The sequence below is a fragment of the Roseateles sp. GW821-FHT09G03 genome (genome assembly GCF_059416045.1).
In genome coordinates, this window is sequence record NZ_JBWKOK010000002.1 from 661,214 (window position 1) to 685,699 (window position 24,486).

Annotated in this window: 21 protein-coding genes; 14 read left to right on the forward strand and 7 right to left on the reverse strand. The window is 69.5% G+C overall.

The features are described 5' to 3' along the window. Positions 1-69: 69 nt before the first annotated feature. The gene (locus AC07OZ_RS10150; protein WP_495467014.1) at positions 70-1,797 is read right to left on the reverse strand and encodes a ShlB/FhaC/HecB family hemolysin secretion/activation protein; all 1,728 of its coding nucleotides are present in this window, start codon (positions 1,795-1,797) and stop codon (positions 70-72) included. A 247-nt stretch (positions 1,798-2,044) separates the two neighbouring features. Between AC07OZ_RS10150 and AC07OZ_RS10155 the strand changes: the two genes are divergently transcribed. From AC07OZ_RS10155 to AC07OZ_RS10165, 3 genes are all read left to right on the forward strand, one after another. Then, on the forward strand, positions 2,045-2,863 hold the full coding sequence (locus AC07OZ_RS10155; RefSeq protein WP_495467015.1) for a response regulator: 819 nt from the start codon (positions 2,045-2,047) through the stop codon (positions 2,861-2,863). 98 nt (positions 2,864-2,961) lie between these two features. Beyond that, entirely contained in the window at positions 2,962-5,298 is a 2,337-nt protein-coding gene (locus AC07OZ_RS10160; protein ID WP_495467016.1) for a sensor histidine kinase, read from the forward strand. A 269-nt stretch (positions 5,299-5,567) separates the two neighbouring features. Further along, on the forward strand, positions 5,568-7,436 hold the full coding sequence (locus tag AC07OZ_RS10165; protein ID WP_495467017.1) for a phosphoenolpyruvate carboxykinase (GTP): 1,869 nt from the start codon (positions 5,568-5,570) through the stop codon (positions 7,434-7,436). Between the two features lie 218 nt (positions 7,437-7,654). On the opposite strand, the gene AC07OZ_RS10170 is transcribed toward AC07OZ_RS10165, so the two are convergent. Then, on the reverse strand, positions 7,655-7,897 hold the full coding sequence (locus AC07OZ_RS10170; protein ID WP_067279865.1) for a hypothetical protein: 243 nt from the start codon (positions 7,895-7,897) through the stop codon (positions 7,655-7,657). A 283-nt stretch (positions 7,898-8,180) separates the two neighbouring features. Here AC07OZ_RS10170 and AC07OZ_RS10175 point away from each other — a divergent pair, with 283 nt between their 5' ends. Both AC07OZ_RS10175 and AC07OZ_RS10180 read left to right on the forward strand, forming a co-directional pair. After that, the gene (locus AC07OZ_RS10175; RefSeq protein ID WP_495467018.1) at positions 8,181-9,167 is read left to right on the forward strand and encodes a LysR family transcriptional regulator; all 987 of its coding nucleotides are present in this window, start codon (positions 8,181-8,183) and stop codon (positions 9,165-9,167) included. After that, on the forward strand, positions 9,164-9,952 hold the full coding sequence (locus AC07OZ_RS10180) for a UPF0149 family protein (protein ID WP_495467019.1): 789 nt from the start codon (positions 9,164-9,166) through the stop codon (positions 9,950-9,952). Before AC07OZ_RS10175 ends, AC07OZ_RS10180 begins: the two co-directional genes overlap by 4 nt. Positions 9,953-10,045: 93 nt before the next feature. Here AC07OZ_RS10180 and AC07OZ_RS10185 read toward each other — a convergent pair whose 3' ends face one another. After that, positions 10,046-10,837 carry an IclR family transcriptional regulator gene (locus tag AC07OZ_RS10185; RefSeq protein WP_495467020.1) on the reverse strand — a complete coding sequence of 264 codons (792 nt, stop codon included), beginning with the start codon at positions 10,835-10,837 and terminating at the stop codon, positions 10,046-10,048. Positions 10,838-10,930: 93 nt separating this feature from the next. Here AC07OZ_RS10185 and AC07OZ_RS10190 point away from each other — a divergent pair, with 93 nt between their 5' ends. The 3 genes from AC07OZ_RS10190 to AC07OZ_RS10200 are packed head-to-tail and all read left to right on the forward strand — an operon-like array spanning position 10,931 to position 13,990. Next, on the forward strand, positions 10,931-11,923 hold the full coding sequence (locus tag AC07OZ_RS10190; protein WP_495467021.1) for a Bug family tripartite tricarboxylate transporter substrate binding protein: 993 nt from the start codon (positions 10,931-10,933) through the stop codon (positions 11,921-11,923). A 19-nt stretch (positions 11,924-11,942) separates the two neighbouring features. Continuing rightward, positions 11,943-13,145, forward strand: coding sequence for a CaiB/BaiF CoA transferase family protein (locus AC07OZ_RS10195; RefSeq protein WP_495467022.1), 1,203 nt, complete (start codon positions 11,943-11,945; stop codon positions 13,143-13,145). Then, positions 13,142-13,990 (forward strand): citryl-CoA lyase, encoded by an 849-nt coding sequence (locus tag AC07OZ_RS10200; protein ID WP_495467023.1) that lies wholly within the window; start codon positions 13,142-13,144, stop codon positions 13,988-13,990. The genes AC07OZ_RS10195 and AC07OZ_RS10200 overlap by 4 nt, the downstream gene beginning before the upstream one ends. Positions 13,991-14,032: 42 nt before the next feature. Here AC07OZ_RS10200 and AC07OZ_RS10205 read toward each other — a convergent pair whose 3' ends face one another. Then, a complete protein-coding gene (locus AC07OZ_RS10205; protein WP_495467024.1) occupies positions 14,033-14,875 on the reverse strand; it encodes a metallophosphoesterase in 843 nt (280 codons plus the stop codon). Positions 14,876-15,026: 151 nt separating this feature from the next. Between AC07OZ_RS10205 and AC07OZ_RS10210 the strand changes: the two genes are divergently transcribed. Next, positions 15,027-15,449, forward strand: a complete 423-nt coding sequence (locus AC07OZ_RS10210; protein ID WP_495467025.1) for a universal stress protein — start codon at positions 15,027-15,029, stop codon at positions 15,447-15,449. 68 nt (positions 15,450-15,517) lie between these two features. On the opposite strand, the gene AC07OZ_RS10215 is transcribed toward AC07OZ_RS10210, so the two are convergent. After that, positions 15,518-15,739 (reverse strand): hypothetical protein, encoded by a 222-nt coding sequence (locus tag AC07OZ_RS10215; RefSeq protein ID WP_495467026.1) that lies wholly within the window; start codon positions 15,737-15,739, stop codon positions 15,518-15,520. 269 nt (positions 15,740-16,008) lie between these two features. On the opposite strand from AC07OZ_RS10215, the gene AC07OZ_RS10220 reads away from it, so the two are divergent. Further along, the gene (locus AC07OZ_RS10220; RefSeq protein WP_495467027.1) at positions 16,009-16,236 is read left to right on the forward strand and encodes a hypothetical protein; all 228 of its coding nucleotides are present in this window, start codon (positions 16,009-16,011) and stop codon (positions 16,234-16,236) included. On the opposite strand, the gene AC07OZ_RS10225 is transcribed toward AC07OZ_RS10220, so the two are convergent. Next, complete coding sequence (locus AC07OZ_RS10225) at positions 16,226-17,185, reverse strand: LysR family transcriptional regulator ArgP (RefSeq protein ID WP_495467028.1); 960 nt, start codon at positions 17,183-17,185, stop codon at positions 16,226-16,228. The two genes, AC07OZ_RS10220 and AC07OZ_RS10225, sit on opposite strands and share 11 nt — an antisense overlap. Positions 17,186-17,333: 148 nt before the next feature. On the opposite strand from AC07OZ_RS10225, the gene AC07OZ_RS10230 reads away from it, so the two are divergent. The 4 genes from AC07OZ_RS10230 (at position 17,334) to AC07OZ_RS10245 (ending at position 23,384) form a co-directional block, all read left to right on the forward strand. Further along, entirely contained in the window at positions 17,334-17,954 is a 621-nt protein-coding gene (locus AC07OZ_RS10230; RefSeq protein ID WP_495467029.1) for a LysE/ArgO family amino acid transporter, read from the forward strand. 57 nt (positions 17,955-18,011) lie between these two features. Continuing rightward, positions 18,012-19,337 (forward strand): D-amino acid dehydrogenase, encoded by a 1,326-nt coding sequence (locus tag AC07OZ_RS10235; protein WP_495467030.1) that lies wholly within the window; start codon positions 18,012-18,014, stop codon positions 19,335-19,337. A gap of 98 nt (positions 19,338-19,435) precedes the next feature. After that, entirely contained in the window at positions 19,436-20,764 is a 1,329-nt protein-coding gene (locus AC07OZ_RS10240) for an Hsp70 family protein (protein ID WP_495467031.1), read from the forward strand. A gap of 115 nt (positions 20,765-20,879) precedes the next feature. After that, a complete protein-coding gene (locus AC07OZ_RS10245; RefSeq protein ID WP_495467032.1) occupies positions 20,880-23,384 on the forward strand; it encodes a prolyl oligopeptidase family serine peptidase in 2,505 nt (834 codons plus the stop codon). A 21-nt stretch (positions 23,385-23,405) separates the two neighbouring features. Here the strand turns inward: AC07OZ_RS10245 and AC07OZ_RS10250 are convergent, their stop codons facing one another. Next, complete coding sequence (locus tag AC07OZ_RS10250; RefSeq protein ID WP_495467033.1) at positions 23,406-24,230, reverse strand: YecA/YgfB family protein; 825 nt, start codon at positions 24,228-24,230, stop codon at positions 23,406-23,408. Positions 24,231-24,486: the final 256 nt, after the last annotated feature.

A 24,486-nucleotide genomic window follows, 5' to 3' on the forward strand; every position in this document is an offset into this window, starting at 1 on the left:
GGATCAGCAGGCGCGGAGTCGGGCGTGGACGCGGACTCGAGGCGGGCTGAAGGTCGGCCGCGGCGTCGATCAATAGTGGAAGGAGGCCTGGAGCCAGAAGCGCTCGCGGTCGTCGCGGCCATCGGCGTCGCGGCCGGCGGCGGACCGTCCGGCGTTGTGGCCGACGGCATGCGCCCAGCTGGCGCGCAGCGTCCAGCGCTCGCCGGCCAGGTTGGCGCCGAGGCCCGCGCCGCCCAGTCCGTAGGAGTTCGGCTGCCCAGCCAGCGCGCCGGCCCACGGGCGCTCGTGCTGCTCGACGCGGCCGTAGTCCGCGAAAGCGATCAGCTGCGCGGCCAAGCCGTTGCCCATGCGCAGCTCGCGGCGCAGTTCGGCGGTGCCGACCCAGCCGTTGTCGCCGCTGGCCTCGCCGACCGGATAGGCGCGCACGCCCGACGGTCCGCCCAGCAGGAACTTCTCCGAGGAGTCCAGGTTGCGCGCGCTCATCTGGCCGTAGCCGCCGACGAACAGGCCCCATCCCGGCAGCGCCTGCGCGGTCTGCAGGCGCGAGACGCGCCAGGTCAGCTTGTCGTAGCTGCCGGAGGTGCGGGCGGTCATCGCATCGGCGATCTGGTCGCCCGCTTCGCGCAGCGCGACGGTGCCGTTGGTGACGCCCAGGCCGAAGTCGTTCTGCGCGCCGCCCAGCACGTTGTCCCACGCATTGCCGTAGACGTTGATCGACAGCCGGTTGAGGCGGCGATCGCGCAGCGTCTGACCGAGCGCGTCGTCCACCAGCGTGCGTTGTTCGCCTTCGGCGGAGACCCACAGGTTGCGCTCGCGACTGCGCAGCAGCGGATAGCTGAGGCTGGCCGAGACGGTCCGCGCGGTGCCGCGCAGGTCCAGCGGCTTGAGCTCCTCACCGACGTGATAGTCGAGCCAGGTCGTCGCCAGCTGGGCGCGCAGGCCCGAGGCGCCGACGGCGAACCCATAGACGAGGGCGGCCTGGCGGCTGCCGTCGGTGCGCGACACGCTGGCCTGCAGCAGGTCCTCATGGTTCAGCGGCCGGATCAGCGATGCCGCGGCGCCCACGCGCCACTGGCCGGTGTAGCGGTTGTTGTAATCGTCGACCGAGGCGTCCAGCGCCCAGGCGCGGCCGGTTTCGGCGCGGACGTCGAGGCGGCTGGTGCCGGGTTCGTCGCCGCGTTCCAGCGTCGCGCGGGCCTGCACGCCCGGCACATCATTGATCAGCAGCAGCGCGCGTTCGAGCTGCTCGTAGCGGACCGGGCCGTAGGCCAGGGCTGCGTCGGCGATCGCGCCCAGGCGCGGCGCGAGCGCCTCGTCGGCGCCGGTCACCCGCACGCGGTTCGCGCCGGACTGCAGCCGGCCGGACAGTACGGCGATCTCCAGTTCGCCCTGGGTCAGGTCTTGCCTGGGCAGGTAGGCGCGGGCGAGCACGAAGCCGCGCTTCTGCAGCGCGGCCGTGACGCGCGAGGCCAGCGCCTGCAGTTGGCTGTGCGACAGCTGCCGGCCCTTGGCGTCGGCGACCAGCGCCTGCAGGTCGGCCTCGGGGATCAGGTCGTCGGCGCCGGTGAAACGGATGCGGTCGATGCGTGCGCGCAGGCCGGCCTGCTGGTCGTCGCCCAGGGGCGCGTTGACGGTCGGGGCCTTGTCGAGGTCGCCGCGCTGCGCGGGCGGATTCAGGCGGCGCTGCTCGTTGAGCAGTTGGCCGGCGTCCGGTGCCGCGGCCCAGGCCAGGCTGACGGACAGGCTCATCAGACTCAGCCCCAGGCCGGCCGCGCCTTGTCGCGTGCTGTACTTCATTCCCAATCTCCGGTTGTGTTTGGCAAGGGCGCGGTTATCCCGTGCGGCAGCGGTCCGGAGTTCTGTCAATTCGCCGCGCATGTTTGGCGATTCGTTCAAGGGCGGCGGAGGGGGTCAGGCCGTGCCTGTTTCCGGTAGTTTTTCCGCTCCCGTTCCTCCCCCCCAGATGGGCGGTTTGAACGCCACGCGCCCACCGGACGGGGCGCCGCGCGCGCGTTGCGGGGGACGGGCCGGGACAATTCCGGCCATGTCCCGTGCCGCGCCCGCTCCAGCGATCCATCGCCCCTTGTTGCTGCTGGTGGACGACCAGCCCGAGGACCTGCGCTGGCTGACCGCGCTGCTGCATCCGCTCTACCGGCTGGCCTTCGCCGAGAGCGGCCGCGCGGCGCTGCAGAAGGCGCAAGGCCTGGCACCGGACCTCGCGCTGCTGGACGTCGGGCTGCCCGACATGGACGGCTTCGCCCTGTGCCGGCTGCTGAAGTCCGATCCGGCGACGCGCGAGATGCCGCTGCTGTTCCTGAGCGCCCACAACGACGTGGACAGCCGGATCGAGGGCCTGTCCCAAGGTGCGGTGGACTTCATCAGCAAGCCCTTCCATCCGCAGGAGGTGCTGGCGCGCGTGCGGGTGCATCTGCATCTGGCCGCATCGCGCAGGCCGCAGGCTTCAAACGATGTCGAGGCGGATCCCGCCGCTGAAGCGGGCACGCCCGACCAGCGCCTGTTGAACGCGGCGCGGCAGTACATCGGCGAGCACCTGGTCGAGCCGCTGACGGTGAACCAGATCGGCCGGCAGGTCGGGCTGACCGGACGGCGGCTGCTGGCGCTGTTCCGCGAGGAGCTGGGGCAGACGGTGTCCGGCTACATCAGCGACGAGCGCGTGCGGACCGGACAGCGGCTGCTGGCCGATACGGACATGAGCATCTCGGACATCGCGTTCCACGTGGGTTATGCCAACGCCGGCAACTTCGCGACGGCGTTCCGCGAGCGCAACGGGCTCAGCCCGCAGGCTTACCGGACGGCGTTGCGCACGCGCGAGTCCGGCGCTTCAGAAGGCCTGGCGCCCTGATGGCCGGCTGGCGCCGATGGACCGCTGCGCTGGGTGTCGCGGTCGCATTCACTGTTGCGTTGACCGCCGCGCGTGCTGAACCCGTCCCGGAACTGCCGGTGACGGTGCCTGATGTGTCGAGCGAGGTGCAGCCGCAACCGGTGATCGCCCTTCACGGCACGACGCCGGGCCGCATCGCGCTGGTCGACCAGGGGCAGCTCTGGATCGAGCGCGCGGACCTGCTCCCCGATGGACCGACGCGCTGGCGGCCCGCCAATCGGCCCGCACTGTCGCCCGGGTACACCCGCCACACCTACTGGCTGCGCTGGACGCTGCGCCAGGAGGGGGCCGAGGCAGCACGCTACGTCCTGATGGTCGACCCGGCGCGGATCGAGTCGGTGGCGCTCTATCGCCGCCGTCTGCTGCCGGACGGCAGCGCGACGCCGTGGACGCGGGAACGCGCGGGCACCGACATCCCCTTCGACCAGAGGCCCTTGGCATTGCGCGAGAGCGCCTTCCCGATGCGCATCGAGCCCGGCGAGGTCTGGGAACTGCGGCTGCGCGCCGCGAGCCGCGGGGCGCTGGCCATCGAGCCGACGCTCTGGGTCGCGGAAGCGCTCGTCGAGCAGCAGCAATGGCGGGTCTGGCGCGACGGAATGCTGTCCGCGGTGGGGCTGACGCTGGCGGCGTTGGCGGCGGGGCTAGCGGTGTCGCTGCGCGATCGCGGGTACGCGTGGATCGCGGCCTTCCTCTCGAGCGCCATGGTCTACGAGATGGCGATGCGCGGCACCGCATTTCAACGGTTCTGGCCGGACGCGACGGACTGGGCGCAACGGGCGCTGGGCACGACGGGCGCGCTGACGACGGTCTTCCAGCTGATGGCCTTGGCGACGGTGCTGCGGCTGCGCGTCACGCAACCGGCGGTGCACCGGGCCCTGCTCGCGGTGGTGGGGATGAGCCTGATCGCGGTGGCGGCGTGCATCGGGGCGGACTATCAGACGGGCACGCGCATGGCCGCGCCGACCAACCTGGCGCTGACGGCGATCGGCCTGATCGCAAGCTTCCGCGCGATGCGGCGCGGCGATCCGGTCGGCGGCGTGTGGCTCTGTGCGCTCGGTGGCGTGGTGCTGGGCATGGCGCCGCGGTACTTCAGCCTGCTCGGCTTCCTGCCGTACGCGGACTGGATCGAGCTGGCCCCGTCGATGGTGGGCACGGCGGGCGCGGCGGCGGTGCTGGTGGCGATGCTGAGGCTGCTGCAGCGCGAGCGTCTTCAGCACGCGCAGGCGCTGGAAGCGGCGGTGCTGGAGCGCACCGCGGAGCTGGCTCGCGCCAGCGCGCATGCGCAGGCCAGCGATGCGGCGAAGGGCCGGCTGCTCGGACACATCGGCCATGACCTGCGCGCGCCGCTGGCGTCGATGGTGCAACTGACGCGAAGGCTGACGCCGGGGACGGAGTTCGAATCGACCCGACAGGCGCTGGAGCACGGCGGCGTGATGCTGCTGGACACGATCGATGAGTTGCAGCGCTTCGCGCGGCAGCCGACGGCGGAGGCGGATGTCGAGGTGCTGAATGCGCCGGTCTACCTGCATGGTCTGCTGCATGAGCTGGCGCTGCAATCGCAGGCCTTGATGCTGGCAGGCAAGACCCGGCTCTCGCTGACCCTGGATGAATCGCTGCCGGCGGTCGTGGCGCTGGACGCGCGGCGGCTCCGCCAGGTGCTGCTGAATCTCTTGTCGAATGCGGCGAAGTACGGGCAACCGGGCGAGGTCGTGCTGAAGGCTCGCGTTGACGGCAGGCAACTGGTGCTGTCAGTGACCGACGAGGGGCCGGGTCTGGCGTCAGAGGAACTGGAACGGATCTTCGATCCGTTCACCCGGGGCCGGGCGGTGAGCGCGATGCCCGGCTTGGGACTCGGACTGGCCATTGCGCGTCAGACGATGCGGGCGATGGGCGGGGAGTTGAGCGGGCGCAGTTCGCCGGGGCAGGGGAGCAGCTTCATCGCGGAACTCCCGTTGATCGAGGCGACGGAGGCCGAAGTGCAATGGCCGCCCCTGCAGACGCAGGCCGGGATGGAGCGTATCGGCGAGGGCTGGGTGGCGGTCGTGTGGGACCGCTGCGCGGCAGTGCGCGAGGTGATGCTGGAGCGGCTGCTGCAATGCGGATTCGACGCGCGCGAGGTCGAGCGGGATGAGGAGTTGCCAGAGGCGCTCGAGGAAGCGGCGGCGACGGGGCAGGGACTGCTGCTGGCCTCATCGCCGGAGTCGCTGCCGTCGATCGAGGCGTGGCACGACTGGCGCGCGCGCTGGCCGGGGATGAAGACGCTGCTGTGCGCGGCATCGCCCCGCCGGGACTGGCCGGGAGAGGCCGGGCTCGTCAAGCTGCCGAAACCGGCGCCGCAGACGCTGTGGGTGCCGGCGTTGTGGGAGCTGTGCCGGGAGGCGCACCTCCCGCTTTGATCGCCCGGCACGCGGCGCGCACGCCGTTTGCCTGCCCCGCGGGTCCACCGTCCGCCAGGCGATGCATCAAACCATTCCAGAAACGCATAACCCCGGCAAGCGTTGGAGTTACGGCGTGATTACATTGGAACCAGTGTTCGGCGAAGCACCACGCTGAGGCGCGGCATTGGGTCAGCTCCGCGGTCTCCTCCTCTGAAAAACAGGGGCGGGAGCCACCGGAACGGAGCTGACCCAATTCCGCTTTTCATATCCTCAAATTGGAAACCGTCATGAACCAACCCGTCATGGAAGGCTTGCGCCTGAACGTACCGGCCTACGTCAAACACCAGCGCCTCGTCGCCTGGGTCGCCGAGATCGCCGCCCTCACCGAGGCGAAGGACGTCTACTGGTGCGACGGCAGCCAAGCCGAGTACGACCGCCTGTGCCAGCAGCTCGTGGACGCCGGCACCTTCCAGAAGCTGAACCCGGCCAAGCGACCGGGCAGCTTCCTCGCCTGGAGCGATCCGACCGACGTGGCGCGCGTCGAGGACCGCACCTTCATCTGCACGAAGAACAAGCTCGACGCCGGTCCCACCAACAACTGGATGGAACCCGCCGAGATGCGCGCCCTGCTGCAGACCGGCGACAAGGCGCTGTTCCGCGGCGCCATGCGCGGCCGCACGCTGTACGTCGTGCCGTTCTCGATGGGCCCGATCGGCTCCCCGATCGCCCACATCGGCGTCGAACTGTCCGACAGCCCCTACGTCGCCGTGAACATGCGCATCATGACCCGCATGGGTCGCGCAGTCCTGGACACGCTGGGGGACAACGGCGAGTTCGTCCCCTGCGTGCATACCGTGGGCGCGCCGCTCGAAGCCGGCCAGGCCGACGTCAAGTGGCCCTGCAACAAGACGAAGTACATCGTCCATTACCCCGAGACCCGCGAGATCTGGTCCTACGGCTCCGGCTACGGCGGCAATGCGCTGCTGGGCAAGAAGTGCTTCGCGCTGCGCATCGCCTCGACGATGGGCCGCGACCAGGGCTGGCTGGCCGAACACATGCTCGTGCTGGGCGTGACCTCGCCGGAAGGCAAGAAGCACCACGTCGCCGCCGCCTTCCCCAGCGCCTGCGGCAAGACCAACTTCGCGATGCTGATCCCGCCGGCTGGCTTCGAAGGCTGGAAGGTCACCACCATCGGCGACGACATCGCCTGGATCAAGCCCGGCAAGGACGGCCGACTCTACGCGATCAACCCGGAAGCCGGCTACTTCGGCGTCGCCCCGGGCACGAACGTGAAGACCAATCCGAACTGCATGGCCAGCCTGGACAAGGACGTCATCTTCACCAACGTCGCGCTGACCGACGACGGCGACGTCTGGTGGGAAGGCATGACCGACACGCCGCCCGCCCATCTGGTCGACTGGCAAGGCAAGGACTGGACCCCGGAAATCGCCAAGGAAACCGGCGCCAAGGCTGCTCATCCGAACGCCCGCTTCACCGTCGCCGCGACCAACAACCCGGCGCTGGATGCCGAATGGGACAACCCCGCCGGCGTGGCGATCGATGCGTTCATCTTCGGTGGCCGTCGCTCGACGACCGTGCCGCTGGTGACCGAGGCCCGCGACTGGACCGAAGGCGTCTACATGGCCGCGACCATGGGCTCCGAAACCACTGCCGCGGCCGCCGGCCAGCAGGGCGTGGTGCGCCGCGACCCGTTCGCGATGCTGCCCTTCATGGGCTACAACATGGCGGACTACTTCCAGCATTGGCTGACGCTGGGTGCCAAGCTGGCCCAGTCCGGCGCCAAGCTGCCGGCGATCTTCTGCGTCAACTGGTTCCGCAAGGGCGCCGACGGCAAGTTCGTCTGGCCCGGCTACGGCGAGAACATGCGCGTGCTGAAGTGGATGCTCGAGCGCGTCGACGGTCAGGGTCAGGGCGTCGAGCACGCCTTCGGCACCAGCCCGCGCTACGAGGACCTGAACTGGCAAGGCCTGGCGTTCACGCCGGAGCAGTACAAGACCGTCACCCACATCTCGAACGAAGACTGGGCGACAGAGTTGAAGCTCCATGATGAGCTGTTCGTCCAGCTGGCCCAGGGTCTGCCGGCGGAACTGCCCGCCACCAAGGCCAAGATCGAACAGCGCCTGGCCCAGGCCTGATCGTTCCCCGAATTCCACCCGGCGACCGCCTCGAAAGAGGCGGGTCCGGGGGAACCTGAAAAGGCAAAGCCCGCTCGAATTGATTCGAAGCGGGCTTTTCTTTTGCTTGGCCTGGTGCGGTGTTCAATGAGAGCCTGCGCTCACATCACGACGCTTCCGGACTTTGCGACCGGGCCCATACGGCACCCGGCGGGTCGGCTGATCAGCCGTTCAATCGTTCAGCCGTTGCGGCGGGCGTTCGCGGCGCGCAGCTCAGCGGCGAAGGAGGGCATGCTCTCTTCGTACTGGGCGGCGAGGGCCAGGATCTCGCGCTCGGCGCGGGCCATCTTGGCGGACTCGATGCGGGCCTTGACGTTCGTGATCGTGCGGGCCCAGACGCGGGCGCCGATCGTGGCGAACGTGCCGCCGCGACGCACCGTGCGGCTCAGGGGAAGACCGAAGGTTTGGGTAGCGACGCTCATGGCGATTTCCTTTGATTGACTTGTTGGGTCGGCTCTGTAGAACCGATGGACTGAACTATAGGGTTTCCCCTAGTCATGCCGCCAATGAAAGATGGGCATTGAATGTATGAACGCTGTGCATATCATTGGGCGGACCGCGTCCAGCCCGTGATGCGCGTCACGCCGGTCACCGCCGAGTGCCAAGGAATGCGCAAACCCAGGCCTCGATGACCTGTTCGAGGGCCTCTGCCGGACCGTTGCTTGGCGGCCATTTCTGCGCGTTCTCCGAGAAAAAGTGCCTTCCATGAGCTTCCGGAACCTCGATCTGAACCTGTTGAAGGTGTTCGACGCCGTCATGGCCGAGCGCTCCATGACCCGCGCCGCCGAGCGCCTGTCGATGACCCAGCCGGCCGTCAGCCATGCGCTGAAGCGGCTGCGCGAAGCGCTCGGCGAGGACCTGTTCGTGCGTCAGGCCTTCGGGATGAAGCCGACCTCGCGGGCGGAAGGGCTGTGGCCGGAAGTGCGTTCGGCGCTGACCCGGTTGCGGGTGGCGCTGGATCCCGGCGACTACCAGCCGACGTCCGAGGAGTACACCTTCCGTCTGGCGATGGCGGACGCGACGGCTGCGCTGATCCTCCCGCCGCTGATGCAGCAACTGGAGCAGATGCGGGCCTTGGCCAACGTCCATGTGCTGCCGCTGACGACGCGCGATCCGCGCCTGTTGCTGGAGCAGGGCGAGGCGGACTTCGCGCTCGGCTACTTCCCGAACGCGGTCGCCGCGCTGAAGGGGCAGGGCGACATGGCGGCGATCCGGCAGCAGCGGCTCTACGACTCGTACTACGTCTGCGTGATGCGTCGCGGTCATCCGCTGGCCGACCAGGAGTTGACGCTGGATGTCTTCTGCCAGGCCCATCACCTGCTGGTGAGTTTCTCGGGCCGGCCGTACGGCTTCGTCGACGAGGCGCTGGCGGCGCTCAAGCGCAGCCGCCGGATCGCGCTGACCGTCAACCAGTTCTTCACCGCCGGCCGGGTGGTGGCGCATTCCGACCTGCTGACGGTGCTGCCGCAGTCCTTCATCACTGCCACCGGCTACCAGGACGCGCTGATCTACCGGCCGTTGCCGATGCCGCTGTCGCCGGTCCACGTGGACGTGCTCTGGCACCTGCGCAACGAGGACCGCAGCGCCCAGCGCTGGATGCGCGAACGGTTGATCGACGCGGTGCGTCCGCCGTCCGCCGGCACGGCTGTCACCACGCCCGCCGACCTGAGCGGCGACAATCGCGCCCCATGAGCATTGCCCACGACCTTTCCGACGCCGAGTTCGACGAACTCGACGAACTTCTCGCCATCACTCCTGAGCCGCTCGAGCCGCTGGACGCTTCGATGCTGGACGGCTACCTCGCCGGCGTGCTGGTGCAGCCCCGCCTGATCCCGATCGAGGAGTGGCTGCCGCCGATCTTCGACTACGAAGGCCGCGCGCTCCCCGACGACATCGACCCCGCCTGGCTGGCACGCATCCGCTCGCTGGTGGAGCGCCGCTTCGCGTCGCTGAACCAGAGCATGCTGGAGCAGGGCTGGTTCTACCCCGTCGTGCTGGATCTCGACGCGGAAGAAGAAGGCGCAGAAGACGGCGAGGCACAAGCCGAGGGCGCCGCGGAAGTTGTGGCTGAGGAGCCCGTCGATCCGGACGCGCCCCAACTCCCCGAAGACCCGATCACCCAGGCGCTGCTGCCTTGGGTCGGCGGCTTCGAGTACGCCGCGGTGACCTTCCCTGACCTGCACGAGCAGGCCGACGACAACATCAACGCGCTGCTGGCGCGCCTGTACCGCCACCTGCCGGCCGAGACGCCGGAAGAAGTGGAGATCGTCGAGCTGCTCAACGAGGAGCATCCGCTCAAGAACATCGACGAGGCCATCGAGGACCTGATCCTGACGGTCGTCGACCTGCAGGAAGCGACGGAGCAGCAGCGTTATCACGTCGAGCAGGTGCGCCGCGACGCGCCCAAGCTGGGGCGCAACGATCCGTGCCACTGCGGCTCGGGCAAGAAGTTCAAGAACTGCCACGGCGCGGCCTGAGCGCGATCGCCGCTGATCGTCACGCCGCTCCCGAGGCGCGGTGAAGACGATGAAGACGCACAACGCCGGCCCCAGCGCCGGCGTTTGACATGGTCAGCCGCCGGTCGTGAAGTCGGCGACGGACACCGTGCGCAGCGCCGCGTCCAGCAGCGCGACATCACCGCCGAGCAGCCGGCTGGCTTCGCGCGCGGCGCCGAGCACGGCGCGGCAGGCGCCCAGCATCGTCTCCGGCGGCGACAGCCGGACCCGCGGTCCGGAGACGGCAATCGCGCCCTGCAGGCGACCATCGATGGCGAACACCGGCGCGGCGACCGAGGCGGTGTCCGGTTCGCGCTCGCCGTAGGAGGCCGCCCAGCCGCGGTCGCGGACGGCGGCGAGGCCGTCGCGCCAGTCGCTCGAGAACGCGCACAGCACCTTCCCCGAAGCGCCTTGCTGCAGCGCGTACTGCTGCCCCACCGCCACCGCCGCGCGCACCGAGCGTGCCGGCTCCCAGCGATAGAGCGCGATCCGGGCCTCGCCGTGCCGGACGTAGAAGGAGGCCGTCTCGCCGGTGTCCGTGCTGAGCTGCTTGAGCAGCGATTCGACGATCGGTCCGACGTGGAACGAACGTTGGTAGATCGTCGCCAGACGCAGCGGCGCGGGACCGATCGCGTACTGCCCGTCTGCCAGCCGTCGCACAAAGCCGCCATGTTCCAGCGCGGCCAGCAATCGCAGCACGGTGCTCTTGTAGAGGCCGGTCCGTCGCGACAGCTCGGCGAGCGACAGGGCGTCGTCGTCCTGGCCGAAAGCCCCCAGCAGCGCGAACGCGCGGTCGAGCACCGCGACGCCGCTCGATGCGGCGGTGCTGTCGGCTGCTCCGGAAGGCGATTCGTCTTTTTCAGCCACGGGTAATCCCTCGTCTCAGGTCATGCGAGACGTTCTACAGTTCTATCAAACAAACCGACGTTCTGCTAGATAGAACAAACACGGAGGCGCGACATGACGCAGTACTTGATCCGAGGCGCCGCCTTCACGCTGATCGCCGCCGCCATCGCCGGCATGACCGCGACGCCGGCGATGGCGGCGGACGCCGCGTTCCCGACGCAGCCGATCCGGATGATCGTGCCGTTCCCGCCGGGCGGCGGCACGGACATCGTGTCGCGCCTGATCCTGGAGAAGGTGCGCGAGGACACCGGTTGGACCTTCGTCCCGGACAACAAGGCCGGGGCGGGCGGCAACATCGGACTGGACGCCGTCGCCAAGAGCAAGGCCGACGGCTACACGCTGGGCATGGGCCAGACCGCCAACCTGGCGATCAACCCGACGCTCTATCCCAAGATGCCGTACGACGCGGCCAAGGCCTTCACGCCGGTGGCGCTGGTCGCGGGGCAGCCGGTGGTGCTGGTGGTCTCGTCGTCCTCGAGCTTCAAGACCGTCGGCGACCTGGTCGCTGCCGCGAAGGCAAAACCTGGCACCTTGACGATGGCCTCCGCCGGCAACGGCACGGTGGGCCACCTCACGGGGGAGTTGTTCTCCAAGCAGGCCGCCATCCAGGTGACCCATATCCCCTACAAGGGGGCCGGCCCGGCGGCGACCGACCTGCTCGGCGGGCAGGTGGACTACTACTTCGCGACGCCGCAGACGGTGGTGCCCTTCATCAAGGCCGGCAGGCTGCGCGCACTGGCGATCAGTTCCGCCGCGCGGCTGCCAGTGCTGCCCGACGTCCCCACCGTGGCCGAGAGCGGCTTCAAGGGCTTCGACACCTCGGACTGGAAGATGATCGTCGCGCCGGCCGGCACGCCGGCGGCGGTCGTGACCCGGATGAACGCGCAGGTGCAGAAGGCGTTGTCGAAGGCGGCCACGATCGGGCAACTGCAGTCCGAAGGCAGCGTGCCGATGGCCGGCACGCCGCAGCAGGCGGCGCAGTTCCTGGCGCGCGAGCAGAAGCGCTGGGGCGACGTCGTCCGCAGCGGCAACGTCAAGGTCGACTGAGTCCGCGACGGAGCCTCGCATGAGCCCCTCTCCGCTCCTCGGCGTCCGCGTCCTGGACCTGACCAACGTGCTGGCCGGGCCCTTCGCGTGCCACCAGCTCGCGCACCTGGGTGCCGACGTCATCAAGGTCGAGGCGCGCGAGACCGGCGATCTGGCCCGACAGCTCGGCGCCGACACCGCGCTGAACCAGGCGCACATGGGCGTGTCCTTCCTGGCGCAGAACCCGGGCAAGCGCTCGATCACCATCGACCTCAAGCGGCCCGCCGGCAAGGCGGTGTTCCGCAAGCTGGTGGCGACGGCGGACGTCGTCGTCGAGAACTTCCGGCCCGGCGTGATGCAGCGCCTGGGCGTCGGTTTCGACGAACTGCGGCAGGTGAATCCGCGTCTGATCTATTGCGCGATCTCGGGCTTCGGCCAGGACGGCCCACTGCGCGACCTGCCCGCGTATGACCAGATCATCCAGGGCATGTCCGGGATGATGAGCATCACCGGCGGTCCGGACACCGCGCCTTACCGCGTCGGCCATCCGGTGGCGGACACGATCGGCGGCCTGACCGCGGCGATGGCCATCGCCGCCGCGCTGGCCGACAAGGAACGCGCCGACGCGACCTTCATCGACGTGTCGATGCTCGAAGCCGCGATGGCGACGATGGGGTGGGCGGTGTCGAACCTGCTCGTCGCCGGCCGCGAGCCGCAACCGATGGGCAACGACAACGTGACGGCCAGTCCCTCGGGGACCTTCCGCACGGGGCAGGGGTTGTTGAACATCGCGGCCAACAAGCAGGAGCAGTTCGAGGCGGTCTGCGACACCGTCGGCCATCCGGAATGGAAGACCGATCCGCGCTTCGTCGACCGCCACGCGCGGCTGAAGCACCGCGCCGAACTCAAGCATCTGCTGGAGGCCGCGATGAGCGATCGCCCGGCGCCGGACTGGTGGCAGCGCCTCAACGACGCAGGGGTGCCGGCGGGGCCGGTGTACTCGGTGAAAGAGGCGCTCGCCCATCCGCAGGTTGCTGATCGCGGGATGGTCGCCCACTTCGAGAACGTTCCCGGCGTCGGCCGCGACGTCCGTGTGCTGCGCACCGGCTTCAAGCTGAACGGCCAGGCACCGTCGGTGTCGACGCCGCCACCGCGGTTGGGGCAGGACACCGAATCGATCCTGGAAGAGCTGGGTTATGGCGCCGCCGAGCGCGCCGCGCTGAAAGAGGAGAAGGCCGTATGAGCGCCCAAGACGACAACGCTGCCGCGGCCAAGGGCCCGGTCCACGATCAGCGCGTGCCGGACTGGTGGCGCACCTCGATCATCGAGATGTCGCCCGGCGTCATCCGCTATGGCGGGCACGCGATCCAGGACCTGATCGGACAGGTCAGCTTCGCGCAGATGATCTGGCTGATGACGCGGGGCGAGCTGCCCGGTTCGGAACAGGCCAAGCTGCTGGACGTGGCGCTGATGGCCGCCGTCGACCACGGCCCGCAGGCGCCGAGCATCGCCATCGCGCGCATGGCCGCCACCTGCGGTGTCGGGCTCAACAACGCGATGGCATCGGCGATCAATGTGCTCGGCGACGTGCACGGCGGCGCGGGCGAGCAATGCGTGGAGATGCTGCAGTCGATCGCGATGCGCATGGACGCGGGGGCCTCGCTCGAAGCCGCGACTGCCGCGGGCCTGGACGAGGCCATCGAGCTTCGGGGCAAGTTCGTCTCGGGCTTCGGACACCGCTTCCATCCGGTGGACCCGCGCGCGCCGCGGCTGCTGGAGCTGGTCGACGAGGCGGCTCAACTGGGCGTCGTGTCGGGCCGCTTCGCGACCATCGGTCGCGCCGTGGAAGCGGAACTGCAGCGGCGCAAGGACGGTCGCCGGATCCCGATGAACATCGACGGCGCGACGGCGGTCATCTATGCCGAGCTCGGCTTCCCGGCGCCGCTGGCGCGGGGGCTGTTCTGCATCTCGCGCTCGGTGGGCATCCTGGCGCACGCGTGGGAGCAGACGCAGCAGGGCGGACGCAACAAGGGCCCGATGCCGCGCGAATACCTGTGGACCTACGACGGTCCGCCGGCCAAGCGCTGAGGCGCGGCCAAGCTCGACGAAGCGGGAAAGGCTGGAAGGGGCTCACACCTCGATGACGAGGTCCGGCCGGTAGTCCTCCTGCTCGCCCTTGTTGGCGTAGCCCAGCGGATTCGCGACGACGCGGCAGTGGTGCGGCACGTCGCCGCGCGGACCGGACGCCGACTCGACGACATAGTCGTGGCCGCAATGTAGGTGGCCGTGCAGCCACAGGTCCGCATACGGCAACAGGTCGTCGAGTGAATTGCAGAAGCCCGCCGTCCCCGGCGTCAGCCCGTAGCGCGGGTCCGCGCTGCGCAGGCTGGGCGCGTAATGGGTCACCGCCACGGTCTTTCCATCGAAGGGTCGTTCGAGTGCCTCGCGCAGCCAGGCCTGGCATTCCAGTGCCAGGTCGCGTTGCCGTTCCGCCAGCATGTGCTGCCCGTCGACCAGCGTCGAGAACCGGCGCAGGTAGTGGTTCGCCGCGCGGAACGCCTTCTCTCTGGCCGCCAGCTGCTTGGTCGGCGTCGCTTCGCGCGCGGCCAGCGCGTCGAAGTCCGCCCACAGCGTCGTGCCGAGGAAACGCACGTCGCCGATGACGATCTCCTCGCGGTCCAGCCACTCGATGCCGAGATCGGCGCAGGTCTGGCGCAGCCGCGCATGCGCGGTGGCGAAGTCGATGCCGTCGTACTCATGGTTGCCGGGCACGTAGAGCACGCGCGACCACGGCGCGCCGTCGCGCTTCGGCGAGAAGCGCCCCAGGCCGAAGTCGTCCGTCACCAGCCGCGAGCCGGTCTGGTACGAGCCGACGTCGCCGGCCAGCACCAGCAGGTCGACGTCCGGCGCGGCGACGGTCTGGAAGTCGGTCTGGCGTTCGAGATGGAGGTCGGAAATCAGTTGCAGTCGCACGGCGGATCAGCGGCGGGGCGGATGACGGAAAGCGCGATTGTCCAACGTCAAGGACGAAGCAACCTGCGGCCTGCAGGCGGCTTTCCGGAAGCGCCCCTGTGCCACACTGGTCCGCGGCCGGATGTCGGCTGTCAGAGAGAGGGACATCCCGATGAAGATCCTCGTCGCCGTCGATGGCAGCACGTACTCGAAGCGCATGCTGGCCTATCTTTCCGCCCACGACGAGTGGCTGGGCGGATCGCATGACTACACGGTCGTGCACGTGGTCCCCGGCGTGCCGCCGCGCGCGGCTGCGGTGCTCGACAAGGCCGTGCTCGCCGAGTACTACCAGGACGAGGCCGAGAAGGTCCTCAAGCCGATCCGCACGTTCATGGACAAGCGCGGCATCAAGGCGCAGTACGTCATCAAGACCGGACACGCGTCGGACGCCATCACGGCCGTCGCCGAGAAGGGGCGTTTCGATCTGCTGATGATGGGCTCGCACGGCCACACGGCGCTGGGCAAGCTGGTGCTGGGCTCGGTCGCCACGAAAGTCATGGCGCACAGCGAGGTGCCGGTGCTGCTGATCCGCTGATCCGCGCCAGCCGGAAGGCGACGCACCCCAGGAATGCAAAAGGCGCCCGCAGAGGGCGCCTTGTCGTGTCAGCCGCGCCGGGCGGCCATCCAGGAGAGAGGCGATTCGATCGTGGCCGGCGGCGCGGACTCGGACTCGAGCCCGTAGTCGCTGCGCCGGAAGTCCTCGTACTCGCTGTCGTCGCCGAAGCTGGCTTCCATCCCGAATGCGGTGCCCATGTCGGCGGGCTCCGGCTCGTGACTGCCGGGCGTGTTGCGACGGAAAAGGCGAAGGGCGGAGGTGATTCGCATGATGGACCTCGTCGGAAAGCACGGGGTGTGACCGTTGCGCGGTGACTGCGACGCCGCGCGGTGAAGCACAGTTTGCGCGTCTTTGTCTTCAGGCAAATCCCCAGATCGCGGGTGCTCCGGAATCGCGTTCACAAATACACACAGATTGGGGCGTGCCCACCACAGGTGCGGCGAAATAACCACGAGCCCCACTTAGGTGTGATGCCCCCCTCATTCAGGGGTGACTATGCTTCGGGCCTTCCCTAGTTCGTGGAAGCCATTGCTTTCTCATGTCTCCACTGATTCACAAGTCGATGACCTGGGCGATCGTCAGCAGCGTCGTGCTGACCTCCGCCTGGCTGGCCAACTCCGTGCAGGACAAGCACGAGCGCGGCGGTTTCCGGATGCGTCTGGCCGAGCAGGGCGCCACGCCCGCTTCGGGCGCGACCGCCGTGGTCCCGGCGCATCTGCAGGCGCAAGCCAAGGGCCAGGTGCAGGTCGCGTCCCTCAAGCGCTGAGCAAGGCGTCCCGGGCTCCCCGGGCCAGCGCTTCTCCGATCTGATCCAGCAACGCTGGAGGCGCCCCGCCTTCCGGCGTTGCCGTCTTTCCGGCACCTGCGGCGGTCTCGCCGCCCAGCTTCCACTGGTGCCAGTACAGGGCCACCTCCACCTGGACCTCCGGCCGCAGCGCCACCAGTTCCCCGCTCGCGAGCAGCGGCCGGACCTGCAGCTCCGGCGCGACGCCGACCCCCCAGCCCATGCGCACCGCGTTGACGTAGCCCTCGCTGGACGGCACGTAGCGGGCGTTCAGCCTGGCGGAGCGTAGCCCCATCGCCTGGCGGACCCAATGCTGCTGGGCGTCGTCCTTGCGGTTGAACACGAGGAAGGGCACCTGCGCGAAATTGGCCGCGCCCAGTCCGTCGGGCAGCATGCGCGCGACGAAGTCGGGGCTCGCGACGGCGATGTAGCGCATCACGCCCAGCGGCTGGGCGATGCAGCCGCGCAAGGCCTGCGGCACGGTCGTGACGCAGCCCAGCACCTCGCCCTGGCGCAGCCAGTCGTGGGTGAAGTCCTGGTCGTCGACGACGAGCTCCAGCCCGAATCCCTCCCGCATCCCGCGCTGCACCAGCGGGTCGAGGGCGGGGAGCACCCAGGTCGCCAGACTGTCGGCGTTCACGGCGATCGGCAGCCGCTCGGCCTGGGCCGCCTGCACGCCCAGCTCCCTCACCACGTCGGCGCGCAACGCCGCCAGTTGACGGGCATAGCGCAACAGCCGCTTGCCGGGTTCGGTGAGTCGCAACGGCCGGGAACGCACCACCAGCAGCTGCCCGACCTGCGCCTCCAGACTGCGCAGCCGCTGCGACACCGCGCTCTGCGTGATGGCCAGCGTCTCCGCGGCCCGTTCGAAGCTGCGTTCGTCGGCGAGCGCGGCTAGACAGTCCAGCCCGGCGGCGTCCAGGTCTTTCATAAGCGTTCCTAATGGATTCGCTGAGATATTAATCCGGCTTCATGAAAGCGGGTGTGCTCCCGACAATCCGGCGATCCACCCCTCACGGGGCGGATGGCAACGTTCGCCCCGACACCTACCTCCCGCCACGCTTCAGCCAAGCCCCCCGATGTCGTCCCCCAGCGCAGCCCTGTTGCAAGGCTGGCTCACCGGAGCCGGCCTGATCGTCGCCATCGGCGCGCAGAACGCGCTCGTCCTGCGGCAGGGCCTGATGCGCCAGCACGTGGCGCCGGTGGTGGTGGTGTGTGCGCTCTCGGACATGCTGCTGATCTGGCTGGGGGTGTTCGGACTGGGCCGGCTGATCGCCGCGAGCCCGCTGCTGATGGAAGTCTTCCGCTGGGGCGGTGCCGCGTTCCTGCTGGCCTACGGCGCCAAGGCGGCGCTGCGCGCGCTGTCTCCCCGTGGCGGGCTGCAGGCGCAGGCGGGCAGCGCTTCGCTGTCGGCGGTGCTGGGCAGCACGCTGGCCATGACGTATCTGAATCCCCATGTCTACCTGGACACGGTGGTCCTGCTGGGCACCGTCGGCGCGCAACAGCCGGCGGGTCTGCAATGGCCGTTCGCGGCGGGCGCCTCGGTGGCGTCCTGGATGTGGTTCTCGCTGCTGGGCTTCGGCGCGGCGGCGGTCGCTCCGGCGTTGCGCCGGCCGGCGGTCTGGCGCAGCATCGATGCCTTGATCGCCCTCGTGATGGCTTTGCTGGGACTGCAGCTGATCCTGCGCCCGCTGGCCTGACGCATGCATGTCCAACGCTGAACCGCAGCAGAACCACAAGTTCACCTGGAGCTCTCCATGAAGGTCATCGTCCTCGGCGCCGGCATCATCGGCATCCACACCGCCTGGTATCTGCTGGATCAGGGCCACGACGTCGTCGTCGTCGACCGGCAGCCCGACGCGGCGCTGGAAACCAGCTTCGCCAACGGCGCCCAGATCTCGGTCTGCTTCTGCGAGCCCTGGGCCAACGCGGGCGCGCCGTTCAAGGTCGCCAAGTGGCTGCTGAAGGACGACGCGCCGCTGCTGTTCCGCCCCCGGCTCGATCCGGCGCAATGGCGCTGGGGTCTGTCCTTCCTGGGACAGTGCACGACGGCCGCGTTCGAGCGCAACGTCGAGCAGCTGGTGCGCCTGGGCCGCTACAGCCACGAGTCGCTGCAATCGCTCGTCGCGAACACCGGCATCGAGTACAACCGCCTGCAGAAGGGCATCCTGCACTTCTTCGGCAGCGAGGCCGATTTCGAGGCCGGCGCGCAGGGCGCCGAGATCATGCGCCGCCACGGCGTCGACCGCCGCGTGCTGAGCCGGGACGAGGTCCTGGCGATCGAACCCGCGCTGCGCTCGGCGCAGCACGCGGTGTTCGGCGGCACCTACACGCCGAGCGATGAATCGGGCGACGCCCGCGTCTTCACGCAGGCGCTGGCGAAGCTGGCCGAGCAGCGAGGCGCGCAGTTCCTGTGGAACCACGACATCGTGACGCTGCAGGCACAAGGCGGCGCGCAAGGCAACGAGATCGCCGGCGTGCAGATCCAGTCGCGCGAGACGGGCCAGACGCAATGGCTCAAGGGCGACGCCTACGTCGTGGCGCTGGCGTCGTACGCGCCGGCCCTGACCAAGTCGCTGGGCGAGCACCTCAACATCTATCCGGCCAAGGGCTACTCGGCCACGCTGCGGCTGAAGAAGCCGGAGCAGGCCAGCACCGTCAGCCTGCTGGACGATGCGCGCAAGATCGCGATCTCGCGCCTGGGCGACTTCGTCCGCATCGCCGGCACCGCCGAGCTCGTGGGCCTGGACACCAGCCTGGACAGCCCGACCTCCAAGGTGCGCTGCGAGTCGCTGGTGCGCCGCTACGAGGAGCTGTTCCCCGGCGTCGCCGACCTGTCCGAGCCCAACTTCTGGACCGGCCTGCGCCCGAGCACGCCGACCAACGTGCCCTACATCGGCCGCAGCCAGAAGGCGTCCAACCTGTGGATCAACGCCGGCCACGGCACGCTGGGCTGGACGCACGGCGCCGGCTCCGGCCGCGCGCTGGCGGAACTGATGAGCGGCAAGCGGCCCGCGCTGGACTTCGGCTTCTACGGCGACGCGTTGCCGGCCAAGGCCGTGCGCAATCTCCAGCCCGCCTGATCCGGCGGAACCCCTCCCGGCGTCATCGAGGCGCCGGAACCCCGAAACCAGGGCGCGGCTAGAATCCGCGCCCTTTTCGCATTTCCCGCCGCGCCGCCATGTCCTCATCGCTTTCCGACCTGCCGCGCGATTTCTGCGCCATCGACTTCGGCACCTCCAACTCGGCGGTCGCCGTGCCTGACATCGAACGTCCCGGCGCGATGCGCCTGGTGCCGCTCGAAGGCGGCAACGTGACCATGCCGACGGCGGTCTTCTACTTCGCCGAGGGACGTCACGACGCCGACGGCCCGCCACGTGCCTTCGGCCGTGCGGCCATGAGCGCCTACGTCGAGGGCGTCGACGGTCGGCTGATGCGCTCGATGAAGAGCATCCTCGGCTCCAGCCTGATCGACCAGGTGACGGACGTCGGCGGCGGGCGCGGCGTGAAGTACATCGACATGCTCAGCGGCTACCTGAAGCGCCTGCGCAAGCAAGCCGGCGCGTCCGATGCGAAGGGCCACGAGCCGCGCCGTGTCGTGCTGGGCCGGCCCGTCTACTTCGTCGACGGCGAGCCCGAGCGCGATGCAGCGGCGCAGGCCTCGCTGGCCGCCGCCGCCCGCGCGGTGGGTTTCGAAGACGTGCACTTCCAGTTCGAGCCGATCGCGGCCGCGTTCGACTTCGAGCAGCAGGCCGACCGCGAGCAGCTCGTGCTGGTCGCCGACATCGGCGGCGGCACCTCCGACTTCTCGCTCGTGCGCGTCGGCCCCGACCGCGCGAAGCGGCTGGACCGCCGCGACGACATCCTCGCCAACCACGGCGTGCACATCGCCGGCACGGACTTCGACCGCCACATCGAGCTGACCGGCATCCTGCGCGAATTCGGCTACCGCGCGCTCGGCCCCGCCAAGCCCGGCCAGACGCCGCGCGAGGTGCCCAGCGGCGTCTACTTCGACCTCGCGACCTGGCACCTGATCAACACCTGCTACAGCCCGCAGCGTGTGCTGGAGCTGCGCAACATGAAGGGCTTCTACGGCGATCCACGCCATCACCAGCGGCTGATGACGGTGCTGGACGAGCGGCTCGGCCATGAGCTCGCGAACCGCGCGGAAGACGCCAAGATCGAGGTCGCCGGTGGCGGCGATTGCGTGATCGACCTGCAGCTGATCGAGTCGGGCCTCACGGTGCCTCTTTCGGAAGCCGTGGCGCTGGAATCGCTGCGCGGCGATATCGAGCGCATCGCGCAGGCGGGCCGCGAGACGGTCGAGCGCGCGGGGCTGAAGCCCTCGGACATCGATGCGCTGTACTTCACCGGCGGCTCGACGGGCCTGACCGTGCTGGCCGACCGCATCGCGGCGGACTACCCCGACGCCAAGACGGTGCGCGGCGACCGCTTCGCGTCGGTCGCGACCGGTCTGGGCCTGCATGCGGCGCGTCTGTTCGCTGCGTGATACGGACGTGAGGCGGCGGGCCTGAAACCTCGGGATCACCCGGGGGGCTGACGTCGGACATCGGGGGGAGGGCGCTGATAGATTGCCGCCTTCCCCTGCTTAACGGTGCCGACACATGCCCAAGCCTCGCGCCTCGTCGTTGATCCCGCTGACCCTGTCCCTGTCCGCCGCGTTCGGTGGGCTCTCCGCGATCGCGGCACCGTCGGACGAGGCGGCATCGACCTCGGCCCTGACCTCCGCCGCGACCCTCGCGCAGATCTACCAGCAGCCGTCCGAAGCGATCCGCGCGGTGCTCGACGCGAAGGCCCTGCCGGTCTTCCAGGTCTCGCCGGACCAGCGCACTCTGGCGATCGTCGTCAACCGGAAGTCGCGCGCGATCGCCGAACTCGCCCGCCCCGTGCTGCGCCAGGCCGGCCTGCGCTATGACCCGGCGACCGACAGCCCGCAGCTGATCACCACGATCGAGTCGCTGTCGCTGCGCCCGCTCCAGAACGGCGCGGACGGCGTCGCCCGCCCCGTCGTGTTGCCCGCGGGCGGCGCGTTCCATCACCTGCGCTTCTCGCCGGACGGCAAGCGCTTCCTGCTGAACCGGCGCACCGACACGGCGGTCGAGCTGTGGGCCGGCGACGTCGCGACGGGCAAGCTCAAGGCCGTGCCCAAGCTCAAGCTGCACACGATGCTCGAGAACGACGTCGTGTGGCTCAACGACCATGAACTCGTCACGCTGACGGTGCCCGCCAAGCGCGGTCCGGCGCCGACCTTCGCGGCGCCCTCGGGCCCGTCGATACAGGAATCCATCGCGCGCAACTCGCCGGAGCGCACCCAGCAGAACCTGCTGACCAACGCGCAGGAGGCGGCCGTCTTCGCGCACCACGCGACCTCGCAGCTGGCACGCATCGATCTGAACAGCGGCGCAGTGCGCCCGGTCGGCGAGCCGGGCATCTTCAGCCATCTCGAGGCGCTCGGCACGCCGGGTCAGGTCTTGACGATGCGGCTGCTGCCGCCGTTCAGCTACCAGGTCGGCTGGGACGATTTCGCCGCGCAGGCCGAGGTCCGCGGCGTCGACGGCAAGGTCGTGGCGATCGGCAAGGTGAAGCTGAAGGAAGGCGTGCCGGTCGAAGGCGTGATCACGGGACCGCGCCACTTCTTCGCCTCACCCGGCGCGGATGGCGCGGTGTATTGGGTCGAGGCGCTGGACGGCGGCGACAACCGCGCGCAGGTGCCCCATCGCGACCGGCTGATGCGGCTGGACACGCCCTACACCGGCGAGGCGCGCGAGGTGCATCGCGTCCCGCAGCGGCTGTCGCGGCTCGAGTTCATCGAGGGCGGCAAGCAGGCGCTGGTGCAGGACTTCGACCTGACGAAGATGCGCACGTCGACGGAACTCGTCACGATGGACGGCGCATCGCCGGCGCAACGGCTGATCGAGCGCTCGGTGCGTGACCGCTACCGTGACCCGGGCACGCCGCTGCCTCGCATGCAGTCGACCGGGCGGACGGTGGTCCGCCTGGACGGCGGCGCGATCTGGTACTTCGGGACCGGTGCGAGCCCCGAGGGCGACAAGCCCTTCATCGACCGGCTCGTGCTCGCGGACAACAAGAAGACGCGCGTGTTCCAGTCCGGCTCGGAAGCCAACGGCGGCGACAGCGCGCATTACGAGCGCCCGCTGGCAGTGCTCGACACCGAAGGCGCCCGCGTCCTCACGGTGCGCGAGAGCGTCAGCGAGCCCGGCAATGTGATGCTGCGCGGCGGGGCCGCGCTCGCGACAGCGCAGGCGCTGACCGATGTGAAGGATCCGTCGCCGCAACTGCGCGACATCCAGCGCGAGTTCGTCCGCTTCAAGCGCGCGGACGGCGTGGAGCTGTCGTTCTGGCTCTACAAGCCGCCGGGCTACAAGGCTGGCGAGCGCCGCCCCACCTTCGTCTGGGCCTATCCGCTGGAGTACACCGACGCGTCGACCGCGGGTCAGGTGAGCGGCTCCGGCAACCGCTTCAACAGCTTCGCGGCCACCAGCCCGTTGATGCTGCTGCTGGACGGCTACGTGGTGCTGATGGACGCGACCATGCCGGTGGTCGGCGATCCCAAGACGGTGAACGACAGCTTCATCGCGCAGATCACGGCCAACGCGCAGGCGGTCATCGACAAGGCGGTGGAACTGGGTGTCAGCGACCGCGAGCACATGGTCGTCGGCGGCCACAGCTACGGCGCGTTCATGACGGCCAACCTGCTGGCGCACACCCACCTGTTCAAGGCGGGCATCGCGCGCAGCGGCGCGTACAACCGCAGCCTGACGCCCTTCGGTTTCCAGAGCGAGCGCCGCACCTACTGGGAGGCGCAGGACGTCTACCAGAAGCTCTCGCCGTTCAACTACGCCGACAAGCTCAAGGAGCCGCTGCTGCTGATCCACGGCGAGGCGGACAACAACTCGGGCACCTTCCCGATCCAGAGCGCGCGCCTGTACCAGGCGCTGGCGGGCACGGGCGGCTCGGTGCGCTACGTGACGCTGCCGTTCGAGTCGCACGGCTATTCGGCGCGCGAGTCGGTCGGTCACACGCTCTGGGAGATGAGCGAGTGGATGAAGCGCCAGGTCGGCCCTGGCGCGGCGATTCCCCCGCAGTGACCGGACGCTGCGCTGAAAGCCTCAGCGCAGTCGACGGGGCGGCGGGCCGCCGCGGCCACCCGGGCCACGGCGATGGCCGCCCGGCCGTTGCGGCTTGGGCGCGGGGATAGGCCGCGACACATCGGCCAGCAGCAGGCTGGCGCGGACGAGGCTCTCGACCGCGTCGTCGAGCTCTTCCGGTGGCTCCAGGCTTTCGATCTCCACGAGCAGCGCCTCCGCGTCCTCGAGGTCGTCGGGGTCCAGGTGCATGTAGAGCTGGGCGAGCGGCTCGGTGAGCTCGGTCTCATCCAGGTTCATCAAGGCGGGGAACAGGTCCGCGGCGAGCGCGAAGCCGGCGACCCACGGCAGGACGGTCTCGGAAGCCGACGCATCCTCATCGAGTTCGAAGACCCACGGATCGAACCACTGCCGATCGGCGATCGCCTGCTTGAGGTCGTGCTCGCGACGCTGGACGAGCTGCAGCAGCGGCCGCGCGTCGTAGCGGGCGGGAGCGGGCCGGCCCTCCTCCGAGTCCAGCACCCAGCGCCACCAGTCGGACAGCGGCACCGGCTTGGGTTGCAGGATCACCGCGACCAGGAAGCCGTCGAGCATCGAGACGTCGAGCGGTTCCAGCGGCGCGGGCACCTCGTCGAGCAGCGATTGCAGCTCCTCGAGATCGTCATCGCTCCAGGCCTCGGGCGGCGCCGCCGGCGCTGGTGCAGCGGATGGCCCGGACGGGCCTGCCGGAGCGAATCCCTGCTGCGGCCGCGGACCGCGCGACGGCGTGCCGGTCTTGGCGGGGCCCCCGGACGTCTTCGGGGCGGGCCGGCGAGGCGCGGACTTGTTGGGATGCTTGGGCGCGGTCATGGGGGCGATTATCCGGGCGAGCCCGTCGGGGCAGGGGAGTCGCATGGCTTCTGTTCGTCACCGCACGAAAGTCATGGTGCGAACGGGGTGGGCGTGCGCCGTTTTTCCGTAATGCGGAGTCGCTCTTACACCTGCTGACCATTTTTCGCATGTATCCCACCTTGAGGGGATGCCGCACGCTCAGGGTTCGCCCTAGAGTGCATCTACGCCCTCCAACGGCGCGGCCCGCAAGGCCCCGATGGACGGCACCGATCCC

Bases quoted from the DNA above. Each gene is read 5' to 3' on its own strand.
- AC07OZ_RS10235 (WP_495467030.1), top strand. From the start codon at position 18,012: ATGAAGGTCATCGTCCTCGGCGCCGGCATCATCGGCATCCACACCGCC.
- AC07OZ_RS10215 (WP_495467026.1), bottom strand. From the start codon at position 15,739: ATGCGAATCACCTCCGCCCTTCGCCTTTTCCGTCGCAACACGCCCGGC.
- AC07OZ_RS10155 (WP_495467015.1), top strand. From the start codon at position 2,045: ATGTCCCGTGCCGCGCCCGCTCCAGCGATCCATCGCCCCTTGTTGCTG.
- AC07OZ_RS10165 (WP_495467017.1), top strand. From the start codon at position 5,568: ATGAACCAACCCGTCATGGAAGGCTTGCGCCTGAACGTACCGGCCTAC.
- AC07OZ_RS10245 (WP_495467032.1), top strand. From the start codon at position 20,880: ATGCCCAAGCCTCGCGCCTCGTCGTTGATCCCGCTGACCCTGTCCCTG.
- AC07OZ_RS10175 (WP_495467018.1), top strand. From the start codon at position 8,181: ATGAGCTTCCGGAACCTCGATCTGAACCTGTTGAAGGTGTTCGACGCC.
- AC07OZ_RS10220 (WP_495467027.1), top strand. From the start codon at position 16,009: ATGTCTCCACTGATTCACAAGTCGATGACCTGGGCGATCGTCAGCAGC.
- AC07OZ_RS10150 (WP_495467014.1), bottom strand. From the start codon at position 1,797: ATGAAGTACAGCACGCGACAAGGCGCGGCCGGCCTGGGGCTGAGTCTG.
- AC07OZ_RS10230 (WP_495467029.1), top strand. From the start codon at position 17,334: ATGTCGTCCCCCAGCGCAGCCCTGTTGCAAGGCTGGCTCACCGGAGCC.
- AC07OZ_RS10240 (WP_495467031.1), top strand. From the start codon at position 19,436: ATGTCCTCATCGCTTTCCGACCTGCCGCGCGATTTCTGCGCCATCGAC.
- AC07OZ_RS10190 (WP_495467021.1), top strand. From the start codon at position 10,931: ATGACGCAGTACTTGATCCGAGGCGCCGCCTTCACGCTGATCGCCGCC.
- AC07OZ_RS10180 (WP_495467019.1), top strand. From the start codon at position 9,164: ATGAGCATTGCCCACGACCTTTCCGACGCCGAGTTCGACGAACTCGAC.
- AC07OZ_RS10210 (WP_495467025.1), top strand. From the start codon at position 15,027: ATGAAGATCCTCGTCGCCGTCGATGGCAGCACGTACTCGAAGCGCATG.
- AC07OZ_RS10195 (WP_495467022.1), top strand. From the start codon at position 11,943: ATGAGCCCCTCTCCGCTCCTCGGCGTCCGCGTCCTGGACCTGACCAAC.
- AC07OZ_RS10200 (WP_495467023.1), top strand. From the start codon at position 13,142: ATGAGCGCCCAAGACGACAACGCTGCCGCGGCCAAGGGCCCGGTCCAC.
- AC07OZ_RS10250 (WP_495467033.1), bottom strand. From the start codon at position 24,230: ATGACCGCGCCCAAGCATCCCAACAAGTCCGCGCCTCGCCGGCCCGCC.
- AC07OZ_RS10170 (WP_067279865.1), bottom strand. From the start codon at position 7,897: ATGAGCGTCGCTACCCAAACCTTCGGTCTTCCCCTGAGCCGCACGGTG.
- AC07OZ_RS10225 (WP_495467028.1), bottom strand. From the start codon at position 17,185: ATGAAAGACCTGGACGCCGCCGGGCTGGACTGTCTAGCCGCGCTCGCC.